This is a genomic window from Acidiphilium sp. AL (assembly GCF_025499445.1).
Taxonomy (GTDB): domain Bacteria; phylum Pseudomonadota; class Alphaproteobacteria; order Acetobacterales; family Acetobacteraceae; genus Acidiphilium; species Acidiphilium iwatense.
This window is the reverse complement of the sequence record NZ_JAIMBZ010000009.1, coordinates 50,238-71,630: the sequence shown is the minus strand read 5'-3', so window position 1 is coordinate 71,630 and position 21,393 is coordinate 50,238. Positions and strand designations below refer to the sequence as shown.

Below are 21,393 nucleotides of genomic sequence, written 5' to 3'. Positions count from 1 at the left end.
TGTACCCTAACCAAGTTGCTCCATCACGTGCCGCGCGATCATCGCTGCCTCGTCGGTCGGGATCACGCGGATTTCCGTGGCCATGCCGGCACCGGCAAGGCGTTCGGCGATGGCATCGCGGATCGCCGCGTCGTTCTCGCCGATGCCGCCGGTGAATACGAGGCACTCCATGCCGCCGAGCGAGACCGCCATGCGCGCGATTTCCTGTGCGGCGCGCAGCACGAACAGCGCGATCGCGAGCCGTGCCTCCGCCTTATCGCTCTTGTGCAGTTCGCGCATGTCGCCGGAGAGGCCGGACACACCTTTCAGCCCGCTCTCGTCATAGAGCTGATTCGTAAGCGCTTCGGCATCGAAGCCGCGTTCGGTCATCAGATAGAGCAGCGCGCCGGGATCGACCGAACCGGACCTTGTGCCCATTATCATCCCGTCGAGCGCGGTCGCGCCCATGGTGGTGTCGATACTGACACCATCGCGCAGCGCACAGGCGCTCGCGCCGTTGCCGAGATGCGCGATAACGACGCGATGCCGCGTGATGCCGAGTTCGGCGAGCCGGTGCGCGATGAATTCGTAGGACAGGCCGTGAAACCCGTAGCGCCGGAGCCCGAGTTTCGCCGGCAGCGGCAAAGTGCGGTGCAGTGGCGGAATGGTACGGTGAAACGCGGTATCGAAACAGCCGAATTGCGGCAGATCGGGCCGGTGCCGGGCGACCATCCGCGCCGGCTCGAGATTATGCGCCTGGTGGAGCGGGGCGAGCGGCGCCAAGGCGGCGAGCCGTTCAAGAACAACGTCGTCGAGCGGCACCGGGGCGGTGAAATCGTCGCCGCCGTGGACGATGCGGTGGCCGACCGCGACCAGCGGGCCGGCGGTTTCGTTCGCTTCGATCCAGCGGAGCAGCCGGCCGGTCAGCGCGTGGAACCCCTCGGTATCGGACCAGTCTTCCTGGGTATCACCAGCGCGGAATCGCGGCTGCGCGCCGATTCCCTCGATCGCGCCCTGAAGAGCGTGCCGGGGCGGATTGCCGGCGAGGAACACCGCGAATTTCACGCTCGACGATCCGGCGTTGAGGGTCAGGATCGCGCGGCCGGTCATTTCGGTCAGAAATCGTATTTCTTCGCGAGCGCGTGCAACCCCGCCAGCGCGCCGATGCCGACCACCGCCGCCACCGACCATGCGGCGGCCTTGTGCCGGTCGGTGAACATTTCGAAACTGCCCTTGCGCGAGCGATCGCTGAACCGGCCGCGCGCGCCGTAGCGCCCCGGCACCGGCTCGAACAGATTGGCCGGCGCATCGGCAGGCAGGATCTGATCGGTCATCTGGCCGGAATAGCCGGCGGTGGCGAGGTAGCGATCGGCGAGGCCGGGGGCGATCCGGTTTGCCATGATCGCGACCACGGTGGGCATGCCGACCCAGATTTCGCGCCTATGGTGGAAGGCCGCGAACACGATCGCCCTGGCCGGAACCTCCGGCGCGTAAATCGGCGGCACCGGCTGCGCGCGTCGGCCCATTTTGTTCAGCGCCCAGTCGAATTGCGGGGTGTTGACGGCGGGCAGATGCACCATGGACAGCTTGATATTGCTCCGGTCATGGATCAATTCGCTGCGCAGACTGTCGGTAAACCCTTTTATTGCCGCTTTCGCCCCGCAATAGGCCGATTGCAGCGGAACCGACCGATAGGCCAGGGCGGAGCCGACATTGATGATGGTGCCCTGATCGACCCGCTTCAGGCGGCGCAGCGCTGTCATCGTGCCATGAACGGTGCCGAGATAGGTCGCCTCGGTCGCCCGCTTGAATTCGGCGGGGTCGATTTCGGCGACCGGTGCGAAAATCGTCGCCATGGCGTTGTTGACCCAGATGTCGATCGGGCCAAGCGCCTGCTCGATGGCATCGGCGGCGCGCTCCACCGCTTCGGCATCGGCCATGTCGGCCGGGGCGGCACAGGCGCGCACGCCCAAGGTGCGCAACTCGGCGGCGGCGGTTTCCAGCCGGTCCCGATCCCGCCCGATCAACCCGACATCGCAGCCCTGCCGCGCGAATTCCTGCGCCACGGCGCGCCCCACGCCGGCACCCGCGCCGGTTACGACCGCCAGTCTGGTCATCGCCGTCTCTCCCGTTTCACGTCCCCGGCGATATTGGCACGCGGCAATGCCGATAGGAGAGGAAGCCACATGACATTGGGTTCATGTTTGAAAAAGACACGCCGATCGCATGACCGGCGTGCCCCGAATATTCATTACTAAATCAGATTAACTAACGCATGATCGTGTTGCCGTTGTTCGCGGTGTCAGCGTCCCTCGCCGATTTCGTGGCAGGCGAGCCGTTCCAGCACGCGGACCATGCCCGAATGATCCCACGCCGAACCGCCCGCCGCCGCGGCGGCGTTGAACAATTCCTGGCAGGTCGCGGTGTTGGGCAGGCTGATGCCGAGCGACCGCGCGCCGGCGAGCGCCAGGTTGAGATCTTTCTGATGCAACTCGATGCGGAAACCGGGTTCGAAATTGCGATTGACCATGCGCTCGCCGTGGACTTCCAGAATCCGCGAGTTCGCGAAGCCGCCCATCAGTGCCGTGCGCACCCGCGCCGGATCGGCCCCGGCCTTGGAGGCGAACAGCAATGCCTCGCCCACCGCCTCGATGGTCAGCGCCACGATGATCTGATTGGCGACCTTGGTGGTCTGGCCGTCGCCATTGCCGCCGACAAGGGTGATGTTCTTGCCCATCAGGTCGAAGATCGGCTTCACCACCGCGAAGGCGCGATCCGGCCCGCCGACCATGATGGTCAGGCTGGCCGCCTTGGCGCCGACCTCGCCGCCGGAGACCGGCGCATCGAGATAGTCGCAGCCGAGCGCATTGATCCGCTGGGCGAAGCCCTTGGTCGCGATTGGCGAAATCGAGCTCATATCCACCACGATCTTGCCCTGGGCAAGACCTTCGGCTACGCCGTCCTTGTCGAACAGCACGGCTTCGACATGCGGCGTGTCCGGCACCATGGTGATGATGATGTCGGCCTGCGATGCCACCTCGCGGCCGCTCGCGCACGGCGTCGCTCCCTGATCGATCAGATCCTGGGGCAGTTTTCCCACATCGCGGATGAACAGCGTGTGGCCGCCAGCGATCAGGTGGGCCGCCATCGGCTTGCCCATGATGCCGAGGCCGATGAAGCCGATTTTGCTCATGCGATCGATTCCTTGTTGTGCGTTGTCGATGCGGGTTTTTTGTCGAGATAGGGCGCGAGCCAGCCAAGTCCGGCCTCGGTCGCGGCGCGCGGCTTGTATTCGCAGCCGATCCAGCCTTCATAGCCGAGCTCGTCGATCCGCCGGAACAGATAGGCATAGTTGATCTCGCCGGTGCCGGGTTCATGGCGACCCGGATTGTCGGCGAGCTGGAGATGGCCGATGCGGTCGAATTCGGCTTCGATGGTGCGGGCGAGATCGCCTTCCATCACCTGCGCATGATAAATGTCGAATTGCAGCTTGAGATTATCCGAAGCGACCTCGTCGATGATGTCGAGCGCCTGGCGCGTGCGATTGACGAAAAATCCGGGAATGTCGCGGGTATTCACTGGCTCCAGCAGCAGCTCGATTCCGGCATTCTTCAGGCGGGGTGCGGCAAAACGCAGATTCTCCACCAGCGTCTCGCGCGCCTGCGGTGCATTTTCAGGCCGAACGATGCCGGCGAGGCAGTTCACCCTTGGGCAGCCAAGCGCCGTCGCGTAGTCGATCGCGCGCGTAACCCCGTCGCGGAATTCCGCGACCCGGCCTGGATCGGATGCGATGCCGCGCTCGCCGCCCGCCCAGTTTCCCGCCGGCAGATTGTGCAGCACGACCGACAGGTCGTTGGCGGCGATCGTGTCTTTCAGAACTGCCTTGTCGTATTCGTAGGGAAACAGGAATTCGACCGCCTTGAATCCCGAAGCGGCGGCGGCGCCGAAACGGTCGAGAAACGGCACTTCGTTGAACAGCATCGTCAGATTGGCGGCGAATCTCGGCATACGAGCCTCCTTGAAACCGATGGACCTGATGGACCTGATGGACGTTCGGGGCGGGTCAGCGTGACGCTGGTTCGAGCTTCTTTTCACCGGCTTCGATGCGCCCCATATCCTGGCTCTTCTTAATCGAAAGACTTGGATCGAGACAGAGGATTTCCTCGAATTCGTTGATGTTGTCGACTTCGGTGCCCATCGAGACATTGGTGACGCGCTCGAGGATGAATTCGAGCACCACGGGCACCTGATGCTCGTCCATCAACTGCTGCGCCCGTGCGAAGGCGTCCTTGAACTCGTTCGGGCTTTTCACCCGGATCGCCTTGCAGCCCAGTCCTTCGGCCACCATGACGTGATCGACGCCATAGCCGCGCACCGCGTCTTCGTCCGGTTCGACGTTGATGTTGTCGAACGCCAGGCTGACCTCGAAATCCATCTGGAAGCCGCGCTGCGCCTGGCGGATCAGGCCGAGATAGGAGTTGTTCACCACGACATGCAGATAGGGCAGCTTGTGCTGCGCGCCGACCGCCAGTTCCTCCAGCATGAACTGGAAATCGTAATCGCCCGACAGCGCCACGATTTTTTTGTCGGGATCGGCGGCGCGCACACCGAGGGCGGCGGGCAGGGTCCAGCCCAGCGGGCCGGCCTGGCCGCAATTGATCCAGTTGCGCGGGCTGTAGACTTTCAGGAATTGCGCGCCGGCGATCTGCGACAGGCCGATGGTGGTGACGTAGCAGGTGTCGCGCCCGAGCGCCTCGTTCATTTCCTGGTAGACGCGCTGCGGCTTGAGCGGCACCGTATCGAAATGCGACTTGCGCAGCATGTTGCGCTTGCGATGGTCGCAGGCGGCGGCCCAGTCGGACCGATCCTTGAGCTTGCCTGACGCTTTCATCTCGCGCGCCGCCGCGATGAAGGCGGTAAGCGCCGCCTTCGCATCCGAGACGATGCCGAAATTTGGCCCGAACACGCGGCCGATCTGGGTCGGCTCGATATCGACATGGATGAATGTGCGGCCCTTGGTATAGACCTCGATCGAGCCGGTATGGCGATTGGCCCAGCGGTTGCCGATGCCGAACACGAAGTCGGAGTCCAGGAACGTCGCGTTGCCGTAGCGATGGCTGGTCTGCAGCCCGACCATGCCGGCCATCAGGGGATGATCGTCGGGGATGACGCCCCAGCCCATCAGGGTCGGGATCACCGGCACGCCGGTAAGTTCGGCGAATTCGACCAGAAGATCGCAGGCATCGGCATTGATGATGCCGCCGCCGGCGACGATCAGCGGCCGCTCGGACGCGTTCAGCATCGCCAGCGCCTTTTCCGCCTGCGGACGCGACGCGGCCGGCTTGTGAACCGGCAAGGGCTGATAGGTCTCGTCGTCGAACTCGATTTCGGCCATCTGCACGTCGATCGGCAGATCGATCAGCACCGGACCCGGTCGGCCCGAGCGCATCACGTGGAACGCCTGCTGGAACACCATCGGCACCAATGCGGGCTCGCGCACGCAAACCGACCATTTGGTGACGCCCTTGGCGATCGTTTCGATATCGACGGCCTGGAAATCCTCCTTGTACAGCTTGGCGCGCGGCGCCTGGCCAGTGATGCACAGAATCGGGATGGAATCGGCCTGGGCCGCGTAAAGCCCGGTGATCATGTCGGTGCCGGCCGGGCCGGAGGTGCCGATGCACACGCCGATATTGCCCGGTTTCGCGCGGGAATAGCCGTCCGCCATATGGGACGCGCCTTCGACGTGCCGCGCAAGGATGTGGCGGATGCCGCCGCGCGCTTTCAGCGCCGCATAGAGCGGATTGATCGCCGCCCCCGGCACGCCGAACGCCACGGTGATTCCCTCGCGTTCCAGCACGCGAACCGCCGCTTCGATCGCTCTCATTCTGGCCATGATTCTGCCTCGTTCCCCGATGTCCTTGGATGGCTTGTAGCGGGTCGGCGAATTTTGTGGTAATAATCCCGTATCGTGGAAAGACATGATCGGGTTTTGGTTCCGACTGTGAGTTTTCCTTTCCGATGATGCCGCGACAGAGGAGACTGGCATGGCGCGACAGGTGACCGAACGCGAGCGCAAGGGCGGCGATCAGGTGCAATCGCTGATCCGCGCGCTGACCCTGCTCAACCGACTGGCCGAGGCGACCGAGGAGGGCAGCACCCTGACCGATCTGGCACAGCAGGTCGGCCTGCCGGCTTCGACGGCGCATCGCCTGCTCGCGACGCTGGAGCAGGAGCGCTATGTGCGGTTCGACCAGGAAACCAGGCTCTGGTCGGTCGGCGTGCAGGCCTTCGTTTCCGGCTGCGCGTTCATGAAAACCCGCAATCTCGTCAGTCTCGCCCGGCCATACATGCGCAGCCTGATGGAAGACAGCGGCGAGACCGTCAATCTCGCGACCGAGGATGAAGGCCAGGCGGTGTATCTCGCCCAGGTCGAATGCCGGCAGATGATGCGGACCTTCGCGCGGCCCGGCTCGCGGGTGCCGCTGCACTGTTCGGCGGTCGGCAAGGCGCTGCTTTCGGCGGTTTCCGAGAAACAGCTTGCGAAAATCCTGCATCGCCACGGCATGCCCCGGCTGACCGTGAAGACGATCACCGCCCCTACCCCGTTGCGCGCCGATCTCGATCGGGTGCGCGCCGCCGGCTATGCGGTGGACGACGAGGAACACGCGGTCGGGCTGCGCTGCATCGCCTCACCCATATTCGACGAAACCGGCGATGTCATCGCGGCGGTGTCGGCCTCCGGGCCGATGGCGCGCATCGGCGACGAGCGGGTCGCGGGGCTCGGCGGCTCGGTTCTCGAAACCGCGCGGCGGATCACCGCGCAGATGGGCGGAAAGCCGCATTGAGCCGATCGTGAATATCCAGACGCTGCGCTAATTTAGTAGACAGGCTGGAGATGGTTAGTTACTATATCGTTATGCGATAGGAATTGCCGTAGAGGGTAACCATGTTCCAGCAAGTGCTGAACCCGACGGGAAATCTGTTCCTCACCTGGATTCTCGCCCTCGTACCGGTGGTGGTTCTGCTGGTGCTGCTCGCGGTGTTCCGCGTCTCCGCCTGGATTTCGGTGCTGATCGGCGCGATCGTCACCTTCCTGCTCGCGGTGATCGTGTGGGGGATGCCGGTCGGCAGCGGCATCCGCGCCTATATCTATGGTTCGTTCACCGGCATCTGGGCGGTGGACTGGATCACCTTCTGGGGCGTCATGCTGTTCAATTCGCTCACCCTGACCGGCGTGTTCGACCAGTTCCGCCGCTGGCTGACCGCGCAGGGCACCGCCGATGTGCGGGTGCAGGCGATCCTGTTCGCCTGGGCGTTCGGCGCGCTGCTCGAAGGGCTGGTCGGCTTCGGCTACCCCTGGGCGTTCGTCGCTCCCATCCTGATCGGGCTCGGCATCCCCGATCTCGACGCGATCCGCGTCGCCGCGATCGCCAATAACGCGCCGGTGTCCTACGGCGCGCTCGGCGTGCCGATCATCGCGCTCGCCGCGGTGACCGGCTTGCCGCTGCTCGCGCTGTCGGCGTCGATCGCCCATATCGTCGCGGTTCTGGCGCTGCTGCCGCCCTGGGTGCTGATCTATCTGGTCACCGGGAAAACCGGCTTCAGCGACGGCTGGCCGCTCGCCGTGGTGGGTTCGCTCGCCTATATCGCCGGGCAATACCCGGTCGCGGTCTATCTCGGCCCGTATCTGCCGGACGTGACCGGCGCGATCGTCAGCTTCGGCGCATTGTTGCTGCTGCTGAAATTCTGGAAGCCGGCGCGAGTGCTCGGCTATGGCGGCGTGCCGGTCGATGCCGCCACGGCCGCTCTCGGCCGCGAGCCGCACGGACTCTCCGGCGCGCAGATCTTCCGCGCCTGGCTGCCGTTCATCGTGCTGATCATCGTGGTGGTGCTGTGGACCGGGCCGTGGTCGCCGCTGCCCGGCATCGTCGGGTTCAAGCTCGCGGTCGCCGCCGGCTCGTCGATCCATAAAGGTGCCAAGGTGATCGCCGCCTTCATTTTCTCGCCATTCATCGGCGGCACCGCGATCGCGGTCGCCTGGCTGATCGTCAGCCTGCTGCTCGGCATGACGGGGGCGCAATATGCCGAGGCGTTCCGCCGCACCTGGCATCAGATGTGGGGTGCGCTCCTGGTCGGCGTCTTCATCTTCGGCCTCGCCTTCATTTTCAACTTCTCCGGCATGGCCGCCTCGCTCGCCACCGGCTTCTCGAAGATCGGCACCGCCTTCATCATCGTCGCCCCCATCCTGGGCTGGATCGGCGTCGCGCTGTCGGGCAGCAACACCTCGACCAACGCGATGTTCGGCTTCTTCCAGGTCACGGTCGGGCGGCTGCTCGGCTTCCCGGTATTGCTATTGCCTTCGCTGAATTCGGTGGGTGCGGAAGTGGGCAAGCCGGTCGCGCCGCAGACCGCGAGCGTCGGCGTTTCGACCAGCAAGTTCGTGCGTAACGAGGGCGCGGTGATCCGCCACAACATGGGCTGGACCTTCATCCTGCTCGCCTATCTCGTGGTGATCGGCATCGGATTCTACTTCCTGGCGCCCGGCACGATGCTGCTCGGCGGGCACTGAGTTTCAGGTTTCGGTTTCCCGGCCATAGGCGAGCAGCAGGGCGAGAATCACCACGCCATAGGCGATGCTGCGCACATAGTCGGGCATGTTCAGCGCGAGGAGCACCGAGACCAGGACGGTCAGGCTGACCGCGCCCGCCGCGACGCCGAGATAATGGCCGCGCCCGCCGAGGATGTTGACGCCGCCGATCACCACCGCCGCGATCGAGGTGAACAGGTAGGGATCGCCCATGCCGAGCGAGGCCTGGCCGCCGAAGCCAACCAGCATGATGCCGGCAAGAGCTGCGAAAAACCCGCTCGCCGCATAGAGCATGATGGTCAGGCCGCGCGCGTCGACCCCGGCGAGCACCGCCGCGCGCGGATTGTTGCCGAGCGCATAGGTCGCGCGGCCGAACCGGGTGATGCTGAGCACGGCGGAGACCAGCACGATCACCACGACCCAGAGCCACAGCGCATCCGGCACGCCGAGCAGGGCGCCGTGGGCAAGGCTTTGTACCACCGGCGGCGCATAGGCCGAACACGCCGCACAGGTGAAACCGCCGGTGAAGCCGAGCACCAGCCCTTCGATGATGCCGTTCATCGCCAGGGTCATCACCACCGCCGGAATGCCGAACCACGCCACGCCTGCGCCGTTTACCGCCCCGACCGCGATGCCGAGTCCGAGGGTCGCGGCGACGGCCAGCGGCGCGCGGGCGTCCAGCCCCATCGAGGTGGTGGCGAGCACGATCGCACCGGCATTCAGCACCCAGGGCACCGAGAGGTCGATGCCGCCGATCAGGATGACGAAGCATTGCCCCGCCGCCACCAGCCCGACAAAGGAGGCGATGACCAGGATGGTTTCGACGCTGGCGAGGCCGAGGAAGCCCGGATGCACCGCCTCGCCGATCAGGAACAGAACGATCGCCGCGGCGATGGCGTAGACGACGCGCCAGGATTCCGGCGCGAGACGGGGCAGGTATTTCATCGCGGCCTTCATCGGCGCCGCCTGATCGCGCCGCCGATCACCCCGCCCGCGACCACCGCGATCAGCAGGAATACGCCCTCGTAGAACGACTGGAACAGCGGATCGACATGGCCGAAGAACAGGATGTTGACGATCAGCGTGGTGATCAGCGCGCCAGCGATCGCGCCGATCGCCGAGCCGCGCCCGCCGAACAGCGAGACCCCGCCGAGCACCACGGCGACGATCGAGGTCAGCGTGTAGGAATCGCCCGTGGTGGCGTCGCCCGCCGTGGCGCTGGCGGCGAGAAACAGCCCGGCGGCGGCGGCCAGAAGGCCGTCCAGCATATAGGCGATGATCTTGGTGCGCAGAACATTCACGCCGAGCGTGCGCGACGCCGCTTCGTCATTGCCGATCGCATAGAGATCGACGCCGGGGCGCGAGCGGCGGAACGCGGCCCAGCCAAGCCCGAGCAGCACGATGAAAATCAGCGCATAGGGCGCGTTCGGGTTGACCAGCAGATCGGTGAAGGAGGGCGGTATCGCGCCGCCGGGCTGCGGCAGCACGCGGATGGCGAGCCCCTGAAAAATCGACAGCGTGCCGAGCGTGACCACGATTGGCTGTAGCCGGCCGAGCCCCACCAGCAACCCGTTGAGCAGACCGCAAGCCGCGCCGACGAACAGAATAACCACCGACCAGAGCAGCGCACTGCCCAGGGTTTTGCCCATGGTGACGGCAGCCATTGCGTTGGCGAGATCGACCACGCCACCCACCGAGAGGTCGATCCCCTTGGTCAGCACCACGAAGCTCTGCCCCACCGCCGCGAACACCAGGGGCATCGCGCTGTTGACCGTCGAGGTCAGTTCGAAATTGCCGGGCAGCCGATGCTGTTCCAGCGCATAGATCAGCACGAAACCGAGAATGGCGAGCAGCAGGATCGACCCCGCCAGGATCAGCCCGATATTCTGGGCGATCGTGTGGCCGAGCCGGCTGCCGCGCGGCAGGGTCAGGCTCGATGTTTCAGGCGGCATCGGCGGCCTCGCGCATCGCCGCCGAGACGATCGCCTCCGCCGAAAGTTGTTCGGCGGGCAGATCGGCGACGATCGCGCCGCGCCGCATCACCAGCACCCGGCGGCAGAGATGGGCGAGTTCCTCGGCGTCCGACGAATAGAACAGGATCGCGTAGCCCTCTCGCGCAAGCCGCACCACCAGCTCGTAAATTTCGTGCTTGGTCGCGACATCGACGCCACGCGTAACATCGTAGAGCAGCAGAATCCGCGCCTTGGTGAGAAGCCAGCGCCCGAGAAGAACCTTCTGCTGGTTGCCGCCCGAGAGCGCGCCGACCGGCTGGGCGGCGCTCGGCGTACGGATGGCGAGCCGGGCGATGGTGTCGCTCGCGATTCGCCGTTCCGCGCCGAGATCGATCGCGCCGAGCCGGGAAAGTCGTCTCAGGATCGGCAGGGTCAGGTTGTCGCGAACCTTGAGCGGCAGGAACAGCCCCTCGCTTTTGCGGTCTTCCGGCACCAGGGCAATGCCGGCACGGATCGCATCGCGCGGGGTTCTGATCCGGCGAGGTTTGCCGGCGACGCGCAATGCGCCCTCGATGAAGCCGGGGGCACCGAACAGGCCAAAGAACAACGCGCGATGGCCGTGCCCGGCGAGGCCGCCGACGCCGAGAATCTCGCCGGGATGGAGTGCCAAATCGAGTTGCGCGGTGCCGACGGCGCGCGCGCCGGCGAGTTCGAGCGCCGGAGCACCATCCGGCGCGGGCGGGCGGGCGGGAAACAGGGCTTCGAGCCGCCGCCCGGTCATCAGCGTGATCGCTTCGGTTTCGTCGATCGAGTCGAAGCTGCCGACATCCGAGCCGTTGCGGAAAATCGTGATCCGGTCGGCGATCGCGGCGATTTCCGCCCAGCGGTGCGAGGTGAACACGATGGCGGTGCCTGCGGCGCGCAGCGCGCGGATGCGGGCGAACAGCCAAGCGACCTCGCGCTCGACCAGCGCCGAGGTGGGCTCGTCGAGCAGCAGGATTCCGGGCGATGCGAGAATCACCCGCGCGATTTCAACGATCTGCCGTTCGGCGAGCGAAATATCGGCGGCGAGAGCGCGCGGATCGATATGGGTGATGCCGAGTTCGGCAAGGCTGCGCTCGGCGAGGCCGGGCATCGCGGCGCGGTCGATCAGGCCGAGGTGGGAGCGCGGTTCGCGCCCGAGCAGCAGATTATCCGCGACCCGCATATAGGGCAGCAGCGTGAGTTCCTGGAACACGGTGCCGATGCGCAGCGCTGGATCGGCCAGAACCTCGCCTTCATCCGGCGCGATCCGGCCGCCGAGGATTTTGATCAGGGTCGATTTGCCCGCGCCGTTTTCGCCGACCAGCGCGTGAACGCTACCCGAATCGGCCGCAAAGGAGGCTTTGGTCAGAGCCCTGACGCCGCCGAAGGATTTGCTGACCGAACACGCCGCGATCGCGGCCGGCACGGTCACGCTTTCGGCAGATGCACGGTCAGCCGGCCCGGACAGGGCGTGCCCTTGGTCGCGGCGTCGACGCAGATTTTCACCACCGCGTGCGGCCCGCTATCGGTGAAATCGGTGAAGAAACTGTCCGGCATGTGCGGGAATACCGTCTCGCCGACCTTGACCGTCGCGTCGGTGACGAACGGGAACGGGATGGTGATGTCGCGGCGCGGATAGGTTTTGTGTAGAATGCGGCGCGCCAGTTCGAGCGCGACCAGAACCAGATAGGGCGGTTGGCCGATCGACAGCCCATCGACCTTCTGGCCCATATAGCCGAGCATGAACTTGCGGAAGCCGTTTTCCGCCTCGCCGGCGGTGGGCGGCAGCGGGGTGCGCTTGGCCGCGATGAAGGCTTTCAGCACGCCATCGGTGCCGCCCTGACACCAGATGCCGTCGATTTTCGGCAGGCTGGGCAGGATCGCGGCGGTGTTTTTCTCCGCCGTCGCCGAATCCCAGTTGCCGGCGTAGCGGTTGACCACCTTGATGCCCGGGTGCTTGCGCCAGACCATGTCGGCGCCCTCGTTGCGGTCCTCGTTCACCGTGGTGCCGGCGACGCCGGTGACCATGATGACATTGCCCTTGCCATCGAGCTTCCTGGCGAGCCACGCCGCCAGGGTTTCGCCGAATTTGACCTGGTCGGTGTTCACCTTGATCGCGGCCGGGGTGGTCACGACGTTGTCGAACGAAATCACCAGAATGCCGCGCGCATGGGCCTGCTGGATGATGCCGTTCAGCCCGGTGGGCGAGGCGGAATCGACCAGGATCGCGTCCATCCGTTCGGCGATCATCCCGGAAATCTGCTGGCTTTCCTGGCTGACATTGTTGCCCGAATTGAACCAGGAGCCTTCGACCTGGCTTTTATAGGGCTCCATCTGGAGCGCGGCCTTGAACAGGTTCTCCATTTCGATGCGCCATTCGTTGCCGATATAGGAATTCGACAGCGCGATCTTGAGTTTGCGGCCGGCGGCGAATCCGGTGCGCGGCAGGCTGGCCACCCCAAGCCCGGCGGTCAAACCCGCGATGACCTTACGGCGCGTTGCGTCCTGATCCATGGCGTTCCTCCGTTGGTTTTTCTGTCGAGCGCATTCCGTGCCGAAGCGCCGTGAGACGCCACCGACAGCGTTGATTCTTATAGGTTGAATACAGAGTGGATCGGACTTTGACAAATGAAAATCGCAGCATCACGGTCGCGGTGTGGACGAAATTCGCTCTATGTCGCGCGCAGGATCGCCGGACTTACGAAAAAGGACGCCCGCGCACGCTCGAAATCAACGTGAAATACGGCATCGAGTTAAACTTTGGTATTCATCGTGGTGGATATTTTTTGAGCATTGCGGAACGGTTTCCGTCACGCCACTTAGACATAAGATGCCAATCATGTGCCGCCGTGTGATGTGGCAATGGAGAGCATTTTGCTTATCGAAAGCTTCGCCAAAAGCAAGTCAGGCGAATTCGGCGGCGAGACCCACCTGATCGTGACATCGCTGGTCGTGGGCGCTGCCAGTTTCATACCCGATAATCTGCTATCCGGGTGGTGCGCGCCACGCCGCCTACCCGCGGTTCAGTGATATGACCATGCGCGCAAAATGCTGGGTGGCCGGAATCGGCATCCCGGTTCTGCTGATCGTGCTGCTGGCGATTTTCTGGAGCTGGAACTGGTTTATCCCGATGGTCGATTCCCGCGCGTCCGCGGCGCTCGGCCGCAAAGTGACCATGTCGCATTTGCGTGTCCGGTTGGGGCGGGTCGTCACGGTGCGGGCCGGGAATGTCCAGATCGACAACCCAAAGGGATTTCCGGCAACCCAGCCGTTCGCCAAAATCCGTCAGCTCACCATTCGGTTCAACATCATTGATTATCTATTTCACAACCGAACCGTCGTGCCGCTGATCGATTTGAACCATCCCGTGATCAACGCCGTCGCAACGCCTGCACAGGTCGACAACTACACATTCAAGGCGACAAAGCCCTCAAAGCCCGGCAAGCCGAAGCCGCCGCCGGAAATCGGCACACTGACCATTGAAAGCGGGCTTGCTCATGTCGTCGATCCCAAACTGAAAGCCAATCTGCGTCTGGTCATCGACACGCGGGCGGCCACCGGCATCGTCGCCAAACATCGCCAGGCGCACGAGATCGCGGTGCAAGCCAAGGGAACTTACAACAACCAGCCGGTTACCGGCACGATGATCGCGGGAACCCTGCTCACCCTGCGCAACACGGCACAACGCTACCCGCTCGACCTTTCCCTGGCGAACGGTGCGACGCATGTTTCGCTGATCGGCACGGTGCAGGACCCGTTGAGCTTCAAAGGGGCCAACGTGCTGTTGACGCTGGCTGGCGACAACATGGCGGATTTGTATCCGCTGACCGGCATTCCCATACCCGCCACGCCGAAATACCGGGTGACCGGGCGTCTCGCCTATGCCCATCAGAGCATCGAATTCACCAATTTCCACGGTCTGGTCGGCAACAGCGATCTGAGCGGCACGATTGCCGAAAAGCCGGGCGCCATCCTCACCAACGGCACGTCGAAACCCACGGTGCGGATGAATCTGATGTCCAGGCGGGTCGATCTGGTCGATCTGGGCGGATTCATCGGCACCAAGGCTGGCGGCGAGCATGAAGCGGGGGCGACCGCAGCGCAGCGGGCAAAAATCGCCGCATCGGAGGCGCGCAGCCCCAACCTCCTGCCGGACAAGCCGTTCAACCTTCCCAAGTTGAATGCCGCGAACATCTATTTGCACTACAAGGCGGACAGTATCGAAGGCAAGTCGATGCCGCTCGATGACCTTGCCGTGACCATGGATATCGTGAACGGCACAATCCACCTGCATCCCATCAGTTTCGGCGTCGGTACCGGCCGGATCATCGGTACGATCGCCCTGACGCCGGTTTCGAACAAGCTGATTCACGCCGTCGCGAATGTCAGCTTTGCCAATGTGAATGTGTCCAAGCTGATGGCGGCGACGCATATGTTCCGCGGCGCCGGATTGTTGCAAGGCAAGGCCACGTTGAACGCCACCGGAAATTCGATCGCTAGTTGGGCTGGTAACGGCAATGGCGGACTAGTTTTGTACATGACCGGCGGCAATCTCAGCGCCCTGCTGGTGTCACTCTCCGGCCTGGAATTTGGCAACGCACTCATCGCGGCCCTTGGCCTGCCGGAACAGACTGATATTCGTTGCTTCGTCGGTGATTTCGCGCTGGATCGCGGCATCTTCGATACCCGAACGCTGTTGCTCGACACCGGCACCGCGGTCGTGCGCGGCGAGGGTACCGTCAACCTCAAAAACGAGAGGATCGATTACCGTATCCAGTCAAAGCCGAAGCATTTCAGCATCGGCTCGCTGCCGGCGCCGATCGACATCACCGGCACGATGAAAAAACCCAGCATCGGTCCGGCGAAAAAGCCGTTAGTCGAACGCGGCATCGCGGTTGCGGTCCTGGGCGTGATCGCGGCCCCGTTGGCACTGCTCCCGACGATCCAGCTCGGCGTGAAGGATCCGCATACGTGCCAGGATTTGGTCACCGAAGCGGAGACCCAGGATCGCGATGACAAACCTGGGCAATCGGTGCGGCCCGTGGCTCATGCGGCTCCGGTCCGCAAAGTCGCGGCGAGGCCGCCCGCGCTCCACGGCAATCTCACGACCAGCGCCCTCAACCGACAAGAGCTGAAAAAGGTGCAGCACCAGCGTCCTTGATACGGTGGAAACGCTCTACTCATCCGTTGTAAAGCTGGAGGACTTCGGCGTCATTCCATGTGGCGCGCCAGCCGCCATTGCGCACCAGCGCCTCAAGACTGGTCCAGGCGAGTTGGCCGACCGCGCGGCTCGCGGTGGAAAGCGGCTTGCCGGCCTGATAGCCGAGATGAATCCGGCGCATCAGCGCCGGGCGTTCCACCCGCCAGGATCGGAACGTCCCGCTACGCAATTCCTGCTCGATCGCCATGGTCGGCAACATGCCGAAACCCGCGCCGCGTGCCGCGAGCTGCTTGATCTGACGGTAGGAGTCGATTTCGATCGCGGGGTCGAGGGTTTTGTGGATCGATTTGGCCGCCCGGTCGATCAGGTTGCGCAGGCCGTGGGCCGGACCGGGCACGATCAGTTTCAGGTTCAGCGCCGCACCGAGGCCGATGCTCTCGCCGCGCGGCAGCTTCTTCATCGTGGGAATGCCGAAAAACTGGATGTCCTCGGTGAGCGCGTGATGCAGGGTCAGGCCTTTTTCGTCCTCGACATTGTAGAGCATCGCGAGATCCACCGAACCATCACGCAGCCAGTTCAGCACGTAGCCGCTCATCGCCTCGACGATCCTGATCCGCACCTTCGGGTAGCGGTGCGCCGCCGCTTCGATCAGCTTCACGCCGAGCTGCTCGCTGATCGTCCCCGGCATGCCGAAACGCACCTCGCCGCTGGGAATCGCGGCACCGCCGCGCACCTGATCCGGCAGGGAAGCGACTTGGGCGCAGATGGCCCGCGCATGGTCGAGCAGACGCAGACCGGCCTCGGTCGGGATCACGCCGCGCGCAGTGCGATGCAGGAGAGTCACGCCGAGATCGGCCTCGATCGCGAGCACGTGCTGGCTCAGCGCCGGCTGCGCGACATGGAGAAGCCGTGCCGCGCGCGACACCGAGCCGGCTTCGACGATGCCGATGAAATAGCGCAACTGGCGGATGTCCATGCCGCGATTCCCGTGAGCTAGATGATTATCATATACATCCTAGAAAAAATATCTATTTTTCATCTGTCCTGGAAGCGACCAGAACCGGCGCCGGCATGAGCTACGCGCAGGCCGAGGAGGAGATTCAATTGGACCAGACGATCGATCAGGACCCGCACGCGGCGATCCGCGACGAGGTGCGCAAGCTGTGCGCCGATTTTCCCGGTCCCTACTGGCGCGATCTCGACCGCGAGGGCGCCTACCCGACCGATTTCGTCAACGCGCTCGCCGCAGGCGGCTGGCTCGCCGCGCTGATCCCGGAGGAATATGGCGGATCGGGCCTACCCTTGTCCGCCGCCGCCGCGATTCTGGAGGAAATCCAGCACGCCGGCTGCAACGGTGCTGCCTGCCATGCGCAGATGTATATCATGGGCGCTCTGCTCCGGCACGGCAGCGAGGCGCAGAAGCGGCTCTATCTGCCGCAAATCGCCAGCGGCGCGTTGCGGCTTCAGGCCTTCGGCGTCACCGAGCCGACCAGCGGCACCGATACCACCGCGCTGAGCACCACCGCGCGGCGGGAGGGCGACCACTACATCGTCAACGGCCAGAAAATCTGGACCTCGCGTGCCGAACATTCCGACCTGATGCTGCTGCTCGCGCGCACCACGCCGCGCGAGCAGGTTGCCAAACGCACCGACGGGCTCTCGGTGTTTCTGGTCGATATGCGCGCGGTGAAGGGCGACAGCCTGACGATCAGGCCGATCCGCACCATGATGAACCACGCGACGACCGAGGTGTTCTTCGACAATATGCGCATCCCGGCGGATGCGCTGGTCGGCGAGGAGGGGCGCGGCTTTCGCTACGTTCTGTCGGGGATGAATGCCGAGCGCATCCTGATCGCCGCCGAATGCATCGGCGATGCCAAATGGTTCATCGAAAAATCCACCAATTACGCGAACGAGCGGGTGGTGTTCGGGCGCAGGATCGGCCAGAACCAGGGCATCCAGTTCCCGATCGCGAAATCCTATGCGCGGATGCGCGCCGCAGAACTGATGGTGAGCCGCGCCGCCGCTCTGTTCGAGGCCGGGCGCGATTGCGGCGCGGAAGCGAACATGGCGAAACTGCTCGCCGCCGAAGCTTCGTGGGAGGCCGCCGAAGCCTGCGTGCAGACCCATGGCGGTTTCGCTTTCGCCGAGGAATACGACGTGGAGCGCAAGTTTCGCGAGACCCGCCTGTATCAGGTGGCGCCGATCTCCACCAACCTCATTCTCAGCTACCTCGCCGAGCACGTGCTCGGCCTGCCGCGATCCTATTGATGGCGGCCGGAAACAGTCCGTTAGAAGGCTTGGTCGTCGTCGCTGTCGAGCAGGCGGTCGCGGCGCCGTTCTGCACCGCGCGGCTCGCCGATGCCGGTGCGCGGGTGATCAAGATCGAGCGCCCCGAGGGCGATTTCGCCCGGTTCTACGACGATGCGACGCCGGCCGGCAGTTCCTATTTCGTCTGGCTGAACCGGGGCAAGCAGTCGGTCGTCCTCGATCTCAGTAAGGCCCGCGCGCGCGCGCAGCTTGAAGCGATCATCGCGCGCGCCGACATCCTGGTGCAGAATCTCAAGCCCGGCGCGATGGAACGGCTCGGCCTGAAAATCGAGCGGCTGCGGCAGGATTTTCCGGCGCTGATCTGCTGCTCGATCACCGGCTATGGCGATAGCGGGCCGCTCGCCGCGCGCAAGGCCTATGATCTTCTGGTGCAGGCGGAATCCGGCCTCGCCTCGATCACCGGCGGGCCGGGCGAGCCGGCGCGCGCCGGTATTTCGGTGGTGGATATCGCGACCGGCGCGACCGCTCATGCCGCGATCCTGGAAGCGCTGATCGCGCGCAGCCACACCGGCAAGGGCGCCGATATCCGCGTCTCGATGTTCGACGTGATGGCCGACTGGCTCACCGTGCCGCTGCTCAACGCCGAAGCCGGCAAGCCGCCCAAGCGGGTCGGTCTCGCGCATCCCTCGATCGCGCCCTATGGCGTGTTCGCGACACAGGATGGGCGCGGCATCCTGATTTCGATCCAGAGCGAGCGGGAATGGCGGGTCTTCTGCGCCGATGTTCTCGGCGACGCCGCGATGGCGAGCGATCCGCGCTTTTGCCGCAACGTGGCGCGGGTGAAGAACCGTGCCGAAACCGACGGCGCGGTGGGGCGGGCCTTCGCATCGCTCCGGGCCGACGATTTGATCAAGCTTCTGAACGATGCCGATATCGCCTTCGCCGAGGTGAACGACATGGCGGCGCTGTCGCGTCATCCGCATCTGCGCCGGATCATGGTGGAGACCGAAGCCGGAGAGGTTTCCTTTCCCGCTCCGGCACCGGTTTTGCAGGGCAGCACACCGCATTACGGTGCGGTGCCGGCGCTCGGCGATCATACCGATGCCGTGTTGGCGGAATTCGCCGGAGGGGTATGATGACCGAAGCAACCGAACTGGATGTCGATGCGCTGCGCGGCTGGATCGGCCGCCGCGAGACCGTGCGCGACATGCTAACGCCAAGACTGGTGCGGGAATTGCAGGCGACGCTGGATCAGGATGCGGCGGTGCCGGAGGACGGCGCGAAGGCACCGCTCGCGATCCATTGGTGCCTCGCGCCGCCGGCCGCACCGGGCTCGGCGCTCGGGCCGGACGGCCACCCGGCGCGTGGCGGTTTCCTGCCGCCGGTGCCGTTGCCGCGCCGCATGTGGGCAGGCGGTGCCTTGCGGTTTCACGACCGGCTGCGCGTCGACGACGCGGTAGAGCGGCGGTCGCGCATCGCCGATGTCAGCGTGAAGCGGGGGCGCAGCGGCACGCTGTGCTTCGTCGCGGTCGATCATGAAATCGCGACCGCGCGCGGTATCGCGATCGCCGAGCGTCAGGACATCGTCTATCGCGCGCTGGAGGACGGTAGTGCCAAACCGCCCGCTCCCGCCGCACTGCCGCGGGCCGAATTCCGCCGCGAGATGCGGGCCGATCCGGTCCTGCTGTTCCGCTATTCCGCACTGACCTTCAACGGTCATCGCATCCATTACGATCGGAGCTATGTCACCGAGGTCGAAAACTATCCCGGCCTGATCGTTCACGGCCCTTTGCAGGCGACCCTGCTGATCGAGTTCGCCGCCGCGACCGAAGGACGCGCCCCCGCCGGTTTCACCTTTCGCGGCGTGAGCCCCTTGTTCGATTTTACCCCGTTCGCGCTTTGCGCGCGACGCAACGAGACGGGTCTCGCCCTCTGGATCGAAACGGCGGACGGCATTCGCACCATGGAGGCGCAAGCTACATGGTGAGCAGATCAGACATCGCACCGCCAGGGGAATGACGCCGTGACCATAACAAAACAGCTTTCCGGTTTCACCGCATCCTTGCGCTGCCGGGATCTTTCGCCTGACGTGATCGCGCGTACCCGGCTTCTCGTGCTGGATCTGATCGGCAATGTCGTGCGCGCGCGGCACGACGCCGAAAGCACGCCGTCCCTGCTTGCCGCCGTGCGCGTGATGGGTCTGGCGAACGGCGATGCCCGCGTGTTCGCCGATCCCGCAACCTATGCGCCGGCCGGCGCGGTTCTGATCAATGCGACTCTCGCGCACTCGCTCGACTTCGACGATACCCATGCCGCCGCCATCGTGCATCCCGGCGCGCCGGTGATTCCCGCCGCCCTCGCGGCCGCCGAGCTGGTGAGCGCTTCGGGGGAAGACACCCTTGCCGCCATCGTCGCGGGATACGAAATCGCCTTGCGCCTCGCCCTCGCTTTGCCCGCCGGCGCGCATTACGATCGCGGCTTTCACCCCTCCGCGACCTGCGGCGCGTTCGGTGCCGCCGCCGCCACCGCGCGCGTCTTCGGCCTCGATGCCGCCGCGACGGAATCGGCCTTCGGCATCGCGCTCAGCCAGAGCGCCGGCAGTTTGCAGTTTCTGGCGAACGGCGCCTGGACCAAGCGGTTTCAGGTCGGCTGGGCCGGCATGGCGGGCTTCGCCGCGGCCACGCTCGCGCGCGAGGGATTTCGCGGCGCCGCCGATCCGATCGAGGGCAGGCACGGCTTCCTGAACGCCTATGCGCCCGCGCCGGAGCCCGCGCGCGCCGTGCGCGATCTCGGCATGGTCTGGGAATTGATGCGCACGGGGGTAAAACCCTATCCGTCCTGCCGCTGGGGCCATGCCGGCATCGACGCGGCGCTGGCGCTGCGCGCCGAATGCAATGTCGATATTTATAACATAGAGCAGGTGACGCTCGGCCTGTCGCGCGCGGGCATGTTGCTGATCGGCGCGCCCGCCGACAAGAAGGCCGATCCGCGCAACATCGTCGATGCGCAATTCAGCGGCCCCTTCGTCATCGCCGTAGCCCTCGCGACTGGCGGGATGGCGTGGGACAGCTACAAGCTGCTCGACGATCCGACGATCCGCGCGCTGATGCAACGGATTGCCTGCGAGAACGACCCGGACATCGAAGCCGAATTCCCCGCCAACATGTCCGGCAGGCTGACGGTCCGGGTTCGCGGCGATGTATTCAGCCGGAAAATCGTCACACCGAAGGGCGAACCGGAGACCTTCCCGACCGAAGCGGAACTGCGCGGCAAATTCTCGAGCCTCGCGGATGCGGTGCTGGGCAAACCACAAGCCAACAAGCTTGCCGACGCGATCCTGCACCTGGACCGGCTGGCGGACGCAGCGGCAATTCTGCGCGAGGGCGCGTGACGTTCTGTATAATAACTAAATGTCA

The 21,393-nt window shown here is 64.8% G+C and carries 17 protein-coding genes; 7 read left to right on the top strand and 10 right to left on the bottom strand.

Features of this window, described 5'->3' with window-relative positions; genetic code table 11:
- Nucleotides 1-6: 6 nt before the first annotated feature.
- From AiwAL_RS08220 to gcl, 5 genes are all read right to left on the bottom strand, one after another.
- Nucleotides 7-1,089, bottom strand: a complete 1,083-nt coding sequence (locus tag AiwAL_RS08220; RefSeq protein WP_235705001.1) for an acetate/propionate family kinase — start codon at nt 1,087-1,089, stop codon at nt 7-9.
- 5 nt (nt 1,090-1,094) lie between these two features.
- Nucleotides 1,095-2,096, bottom strand: coding sequence for an SDR family oxidoreductase (locus AiwAL_RS08215; RefSeq protein WP_235705000.1), 1,002 nt, complete (start codon nt 2,094-2,096; stop codon nt 1,095-1,097).
- A 185-nt stretch (nt 2,097-2,281) separates the two neighbouring features.
- Nucleotides 2,282-3,172 (bottom strand): 2-hydroxy-3-oxopropionate reductase, encoded by an 891-nt coding sequence (locus AiwAL_RS08210; RefSeq protein WP_235704998.1) that lies wholly within the window; start codon nt 3,170-3,172, stop codon nt 2,282-2,284.
- Entirely contained in the window at nt 3,169-3,987 is an 819-nt protein-coding gene (otnI, locus tag AiwAL_RS08205; RefSeq protein WP_262312500.1) for a 2-oxo-tetronate isomerase, read from the bottom strand. Before otnI ends, AiwAL_RS08210 begins: the two co-directional genes overlap by 4 nt.
- A gap of 55 nt (nt 3,988-4,042) precedes the next feature.
- The gene (gene gcl / locus AiwAL_RS08200) at nt 4,043-5,875 is read right to left on the bottom strand and encodes a glyoxylate carboligase (RefSeq protein WP_262312499.1); all 1,833 of its coding nucleotides are present in this window, start codon (nt 5,873-5,875) and stop codon (nt 4,043-4,045) included.
- Nucleotides 5,876-6,026: 151 nt separating this feature from the next.
- Between gcl and AiwAL_RS08195 the strand changes: the two genes are divergently transcribed.
- Complete coding sequence (locus tag AiwAL_RS08195) at nt 6,027-6,827, top strand: IclR family transcriptional regulator C-terminal domain-containing protein (RefSeq protein WP_235704994.1); 801 nt, start codon at nt 6,027-6,029, stop codon at nt 6,825-6,827.
- Between the two features lie 101 nt (nt 6,828-6,928).
- Nucleotides 6,929-8,551: an L-lactate permease gene (locus AiwAL_RS08190; protein WP_262312498.1), complete on the top strand. Its 1,623-nt coding sequence runs from the start codon at nt 6,929-6,931 to the stop codon at nt 8,549-8,551.
- 3 nt (nt 8,552-8,554) lie between these two features.
- Here AiwAL_RS08190 and AiwAL_RS08185 read toward each other — a convergent pair whose 3' ends face one another.
- Genes AiwAL_RS08185 through AiwAL_RS08170 form a run of 4 tightly spaced genes read right to left on the bottom strand, consistent with a single transcriptional unit; the run spans nt 8,555 to nt 13,059 of the window.
- Nucleotides 8,555-9,514 (bottom strand): ABC transporter permease, encoded by a 960-nt coding sequence (locus tag AiwAL_RS08185; protein WP_262312497.1) that lies wholly within the window; start codon nt 9,512-9,514, stop codon nt 8,555-8,557.
- A gap of 8 nt (nt 9,515-9,522) precedes the next feature.
- Nucleotides 9,523-10,521 (bottom strand): ABC transporter permease, encoded by a 999-nt coding sequence (locus tag AiwAL_RS08180; protein WP_262312496.1) that lies wholly within the window; start codon nt 10,519-10,521, stop codon nt 9,523-9,525.
- Nucleotides 10,511-11,977, bottom strand: a complete 1,467-nt coding sequence (locus AiwAL_RS08175; RefSeq protein ID WP_262312495.1) for a sugar ABC transporter ATP-binding protein — start codon at nt 11,975-11,977, stop codon at nt 10,511-10,513. Before AiwAL_RS08175 ends, AiwAL_RS08180 begins: the two co-directional genes overlap by 11 nt.
- Entirely contained in the window at nt 11,974-13,059 is a 1,086-nt protein-coding gene (locus AiwAL_RS08170; protein WP_262312494.1) for a sugar ABC transporter substrate-binding protein, read from the bottom strand. Before AiwAL_RS08170 ends, AiwAL_RS08175 begins: the two co-directional genes overlap by 4 nt.
- Nucleotides 13,060-13,576: 517 nt before the next feature.
- Here AiwAL_RS08170 and AiwAL_RS08165 point away from each other — a divergent pair.
- Nucleotides 13,577-15,706 carry an AsmA family protein gene (locus AiwAL_RS08165; protein ID WP_262312493.1) on the top strand — a complete coding sequence of 710 codons (2,130 nt, stop codon included), beginning with the start codon at nt 13,577-13,579 and terminating at the stop codon, nt 15,704-15,706.
- 19 nt (nt 15,707-15,725) lie between these two features.
- On the opposite strand, the gene AiwAL_RS08160 is transcribed toward AiwAL_RS08165, so the two are convergent.
- Complete coding sequence (locus AiwAL_RS08160; RefSeq protein ID WP_235704985.1) at nt 15,726-16,682, bottom strand: LysR family transcriptional regulator; 957 nt, start codon at nt 16,680-16,682, stop codon at nt 15,726-15,728.
- 95 nt (nt 16,683-16,777) lie between these two features.
- Here AiwAL_RS08160 and AiwAL_RS08155 point away from each other — a divergent pair, with 95 nt between their 5' ends.
- From AiwAL_RS08155 to AiwAL_RS08140, 4 genes are read left to right on the top strand one after another with little or no spacing between them, the layout of a single operon-like run.
- Nucleotides 16,778-17,977: an acyl-CoA dehydrogenase family protein gene (locus AiwAL_RS08155; protein ID WP_262312492.1), complete on the top strand. Its 1,200-nt coding sequence runs from the start codon at nt 16,778-16,780 to the stop codon at nt 17,975-17,977.
- A complete protein-coding gene (locus tag AiwAL_RS08150) occupies nt 17,977-19,113 on the top strand; it encodes a CaiB/BaiF CoA-transferase family protein (protein ID WP_262312491.1) in 1,137 nt (378 codons plus the stop codon). Before AiwAL_RS08155 ends, AiwAL_RS08150 begins: the two co-directional genes overlap by 1 nt.
- A complete protein-coding gene (locus tag AiwAL_RS08145; protein ID WP_262312490.1) occupies nt 19,110-19,964 on the top strand; it encodes a MaoC family dehydratase N-terminal domain-containing protein in 855 nt (284 codons plus the stop codon). The genes AiwAL_RS08150 and AiwAL_RS08145 overlap by 4 nt, the downstream gene beginning before the upstream one ends.
- Before the next feature lie 36 nt (nt 19,965-20,000).
- Nucleotides 20,001-21,368, top strand: a complete 1,368-nt coding sequence (locus tag AiwAL_RS08140) for an MmgE/PrpD family protein (protein ID WP_262312489.1) — start codon at nt 20,001-20,003, stop codon at nt 21,366-21,368.
- Nucleotides 21,369-21,393: the final 25 nt, after the last annotated feature.

Bases quoted from the DNA above. Each gene is read 5' to 3' on its own strand.
- AiwAL_RS08220 (WP_235705001.1), bottom strand. From the start codon at position 1,089: ATGACCGGCCGCGCGATCCTGACCCTCAACGCCGGATCGTCGAGCGTG.
- AiwAL_RS08215 (WP_235705000.1), bottom strand. From the start codon at position 2,096: ATGACCAGACTGGCGGTCGTAACCGGCGCGGGTGCCGGCGTGGGGCGC.
- AiwAL_RS08210 (WP_235704998.1), bottom strand. From the start codon at position 3,172: ATGAGCAAAATCGGCTTCATCGGCCTCGGCATCATGGGCAAGCCGATG.
- otnI (WP_262312500.1), bottom strand. From the start codon at position 3,987: ATGCCGAGATTCGCCGCCAATCTGACGATGCTGTTCAACGAAGTGCCG.
- gcl (WP_262312499.1), bottom strand. From the start codon at position 5,875: ATGGCCAGAATGAGAGCGATCGAAGCGGCGGTTCGCGTGCTGGAACGC.
- AiwAL_RS08195 (WP_235704994.1), top strand. From the start codon at position 6,027: ATGGCGCGACAGGTGACCGAACGCGAGCGCAAGGGCGGCGATCAGGTG.
- AiwAL_RS08190 (WP_262312498.1), top strand. From the start codon at position 6,929: ATGTTCCAGCAAGTGCTGAACCCGACGGGAAATCTGTTCCTCACCTGG.
- AiwAL_RS08185 (WP_262312497.1), bottom strand. From the start codon at position 9,514: ATGAAATACCTGCCCCGTCTCGCGCCGGAATCCTGGCGCGTCGTCTAC.
- AiwAL_RS08180 (WP_262312496.1), bottom strand. From the start codon at position 10,521: ATGCCGCCTGAAACATCGAGCCTGACCCTGCCGCGCGGCAGCCGGCTC.
- AiwAL_RS08170 (WP_262312494.1), bottom strand. From the start codon at position 13,059: ATGGATCAGGACGCAACGCGCCGTAAGGTCATCGCGGGTTTGACCGCC.
- AiwAL_RS08165 (WP_262312493.1), top strand. From the start codon at position 13,577: ATGACCATGCGCGCAAAATGCTGGGTGGCCGGAATCGGCATCCCGGTT.
- AiwAL_RS08160 (WP_235704985.1), bottom strand. From the start codon at position 16,682: ATGGACATCCGCCAGTTGCGCTATTTCATCGGCATCGTCGAAGCCGGC.
- AiwAL_RS08155 (WP_262312492.1), top strand. From the start codon at position 16,778: ATGAGCTACGCGCAGGCCGAGGAGGAGATTCAATTGGACCAGACGATC.
- AiwAL_RS08150 (WP_262312491.1), top strand. From the start codon at position 17,977: ATGGCGGCCGGAAACAGTCCGTTAGAAGGCTTGGTCGTCGTCGCTGTC.
- AiwAL_RS08145 (WP_262312490.1), top strand. From the start codon at position 19,110: ATGATGACCGAAGCAACCGAACTGGATGTCGATGCGCTGCGCGGCTGG.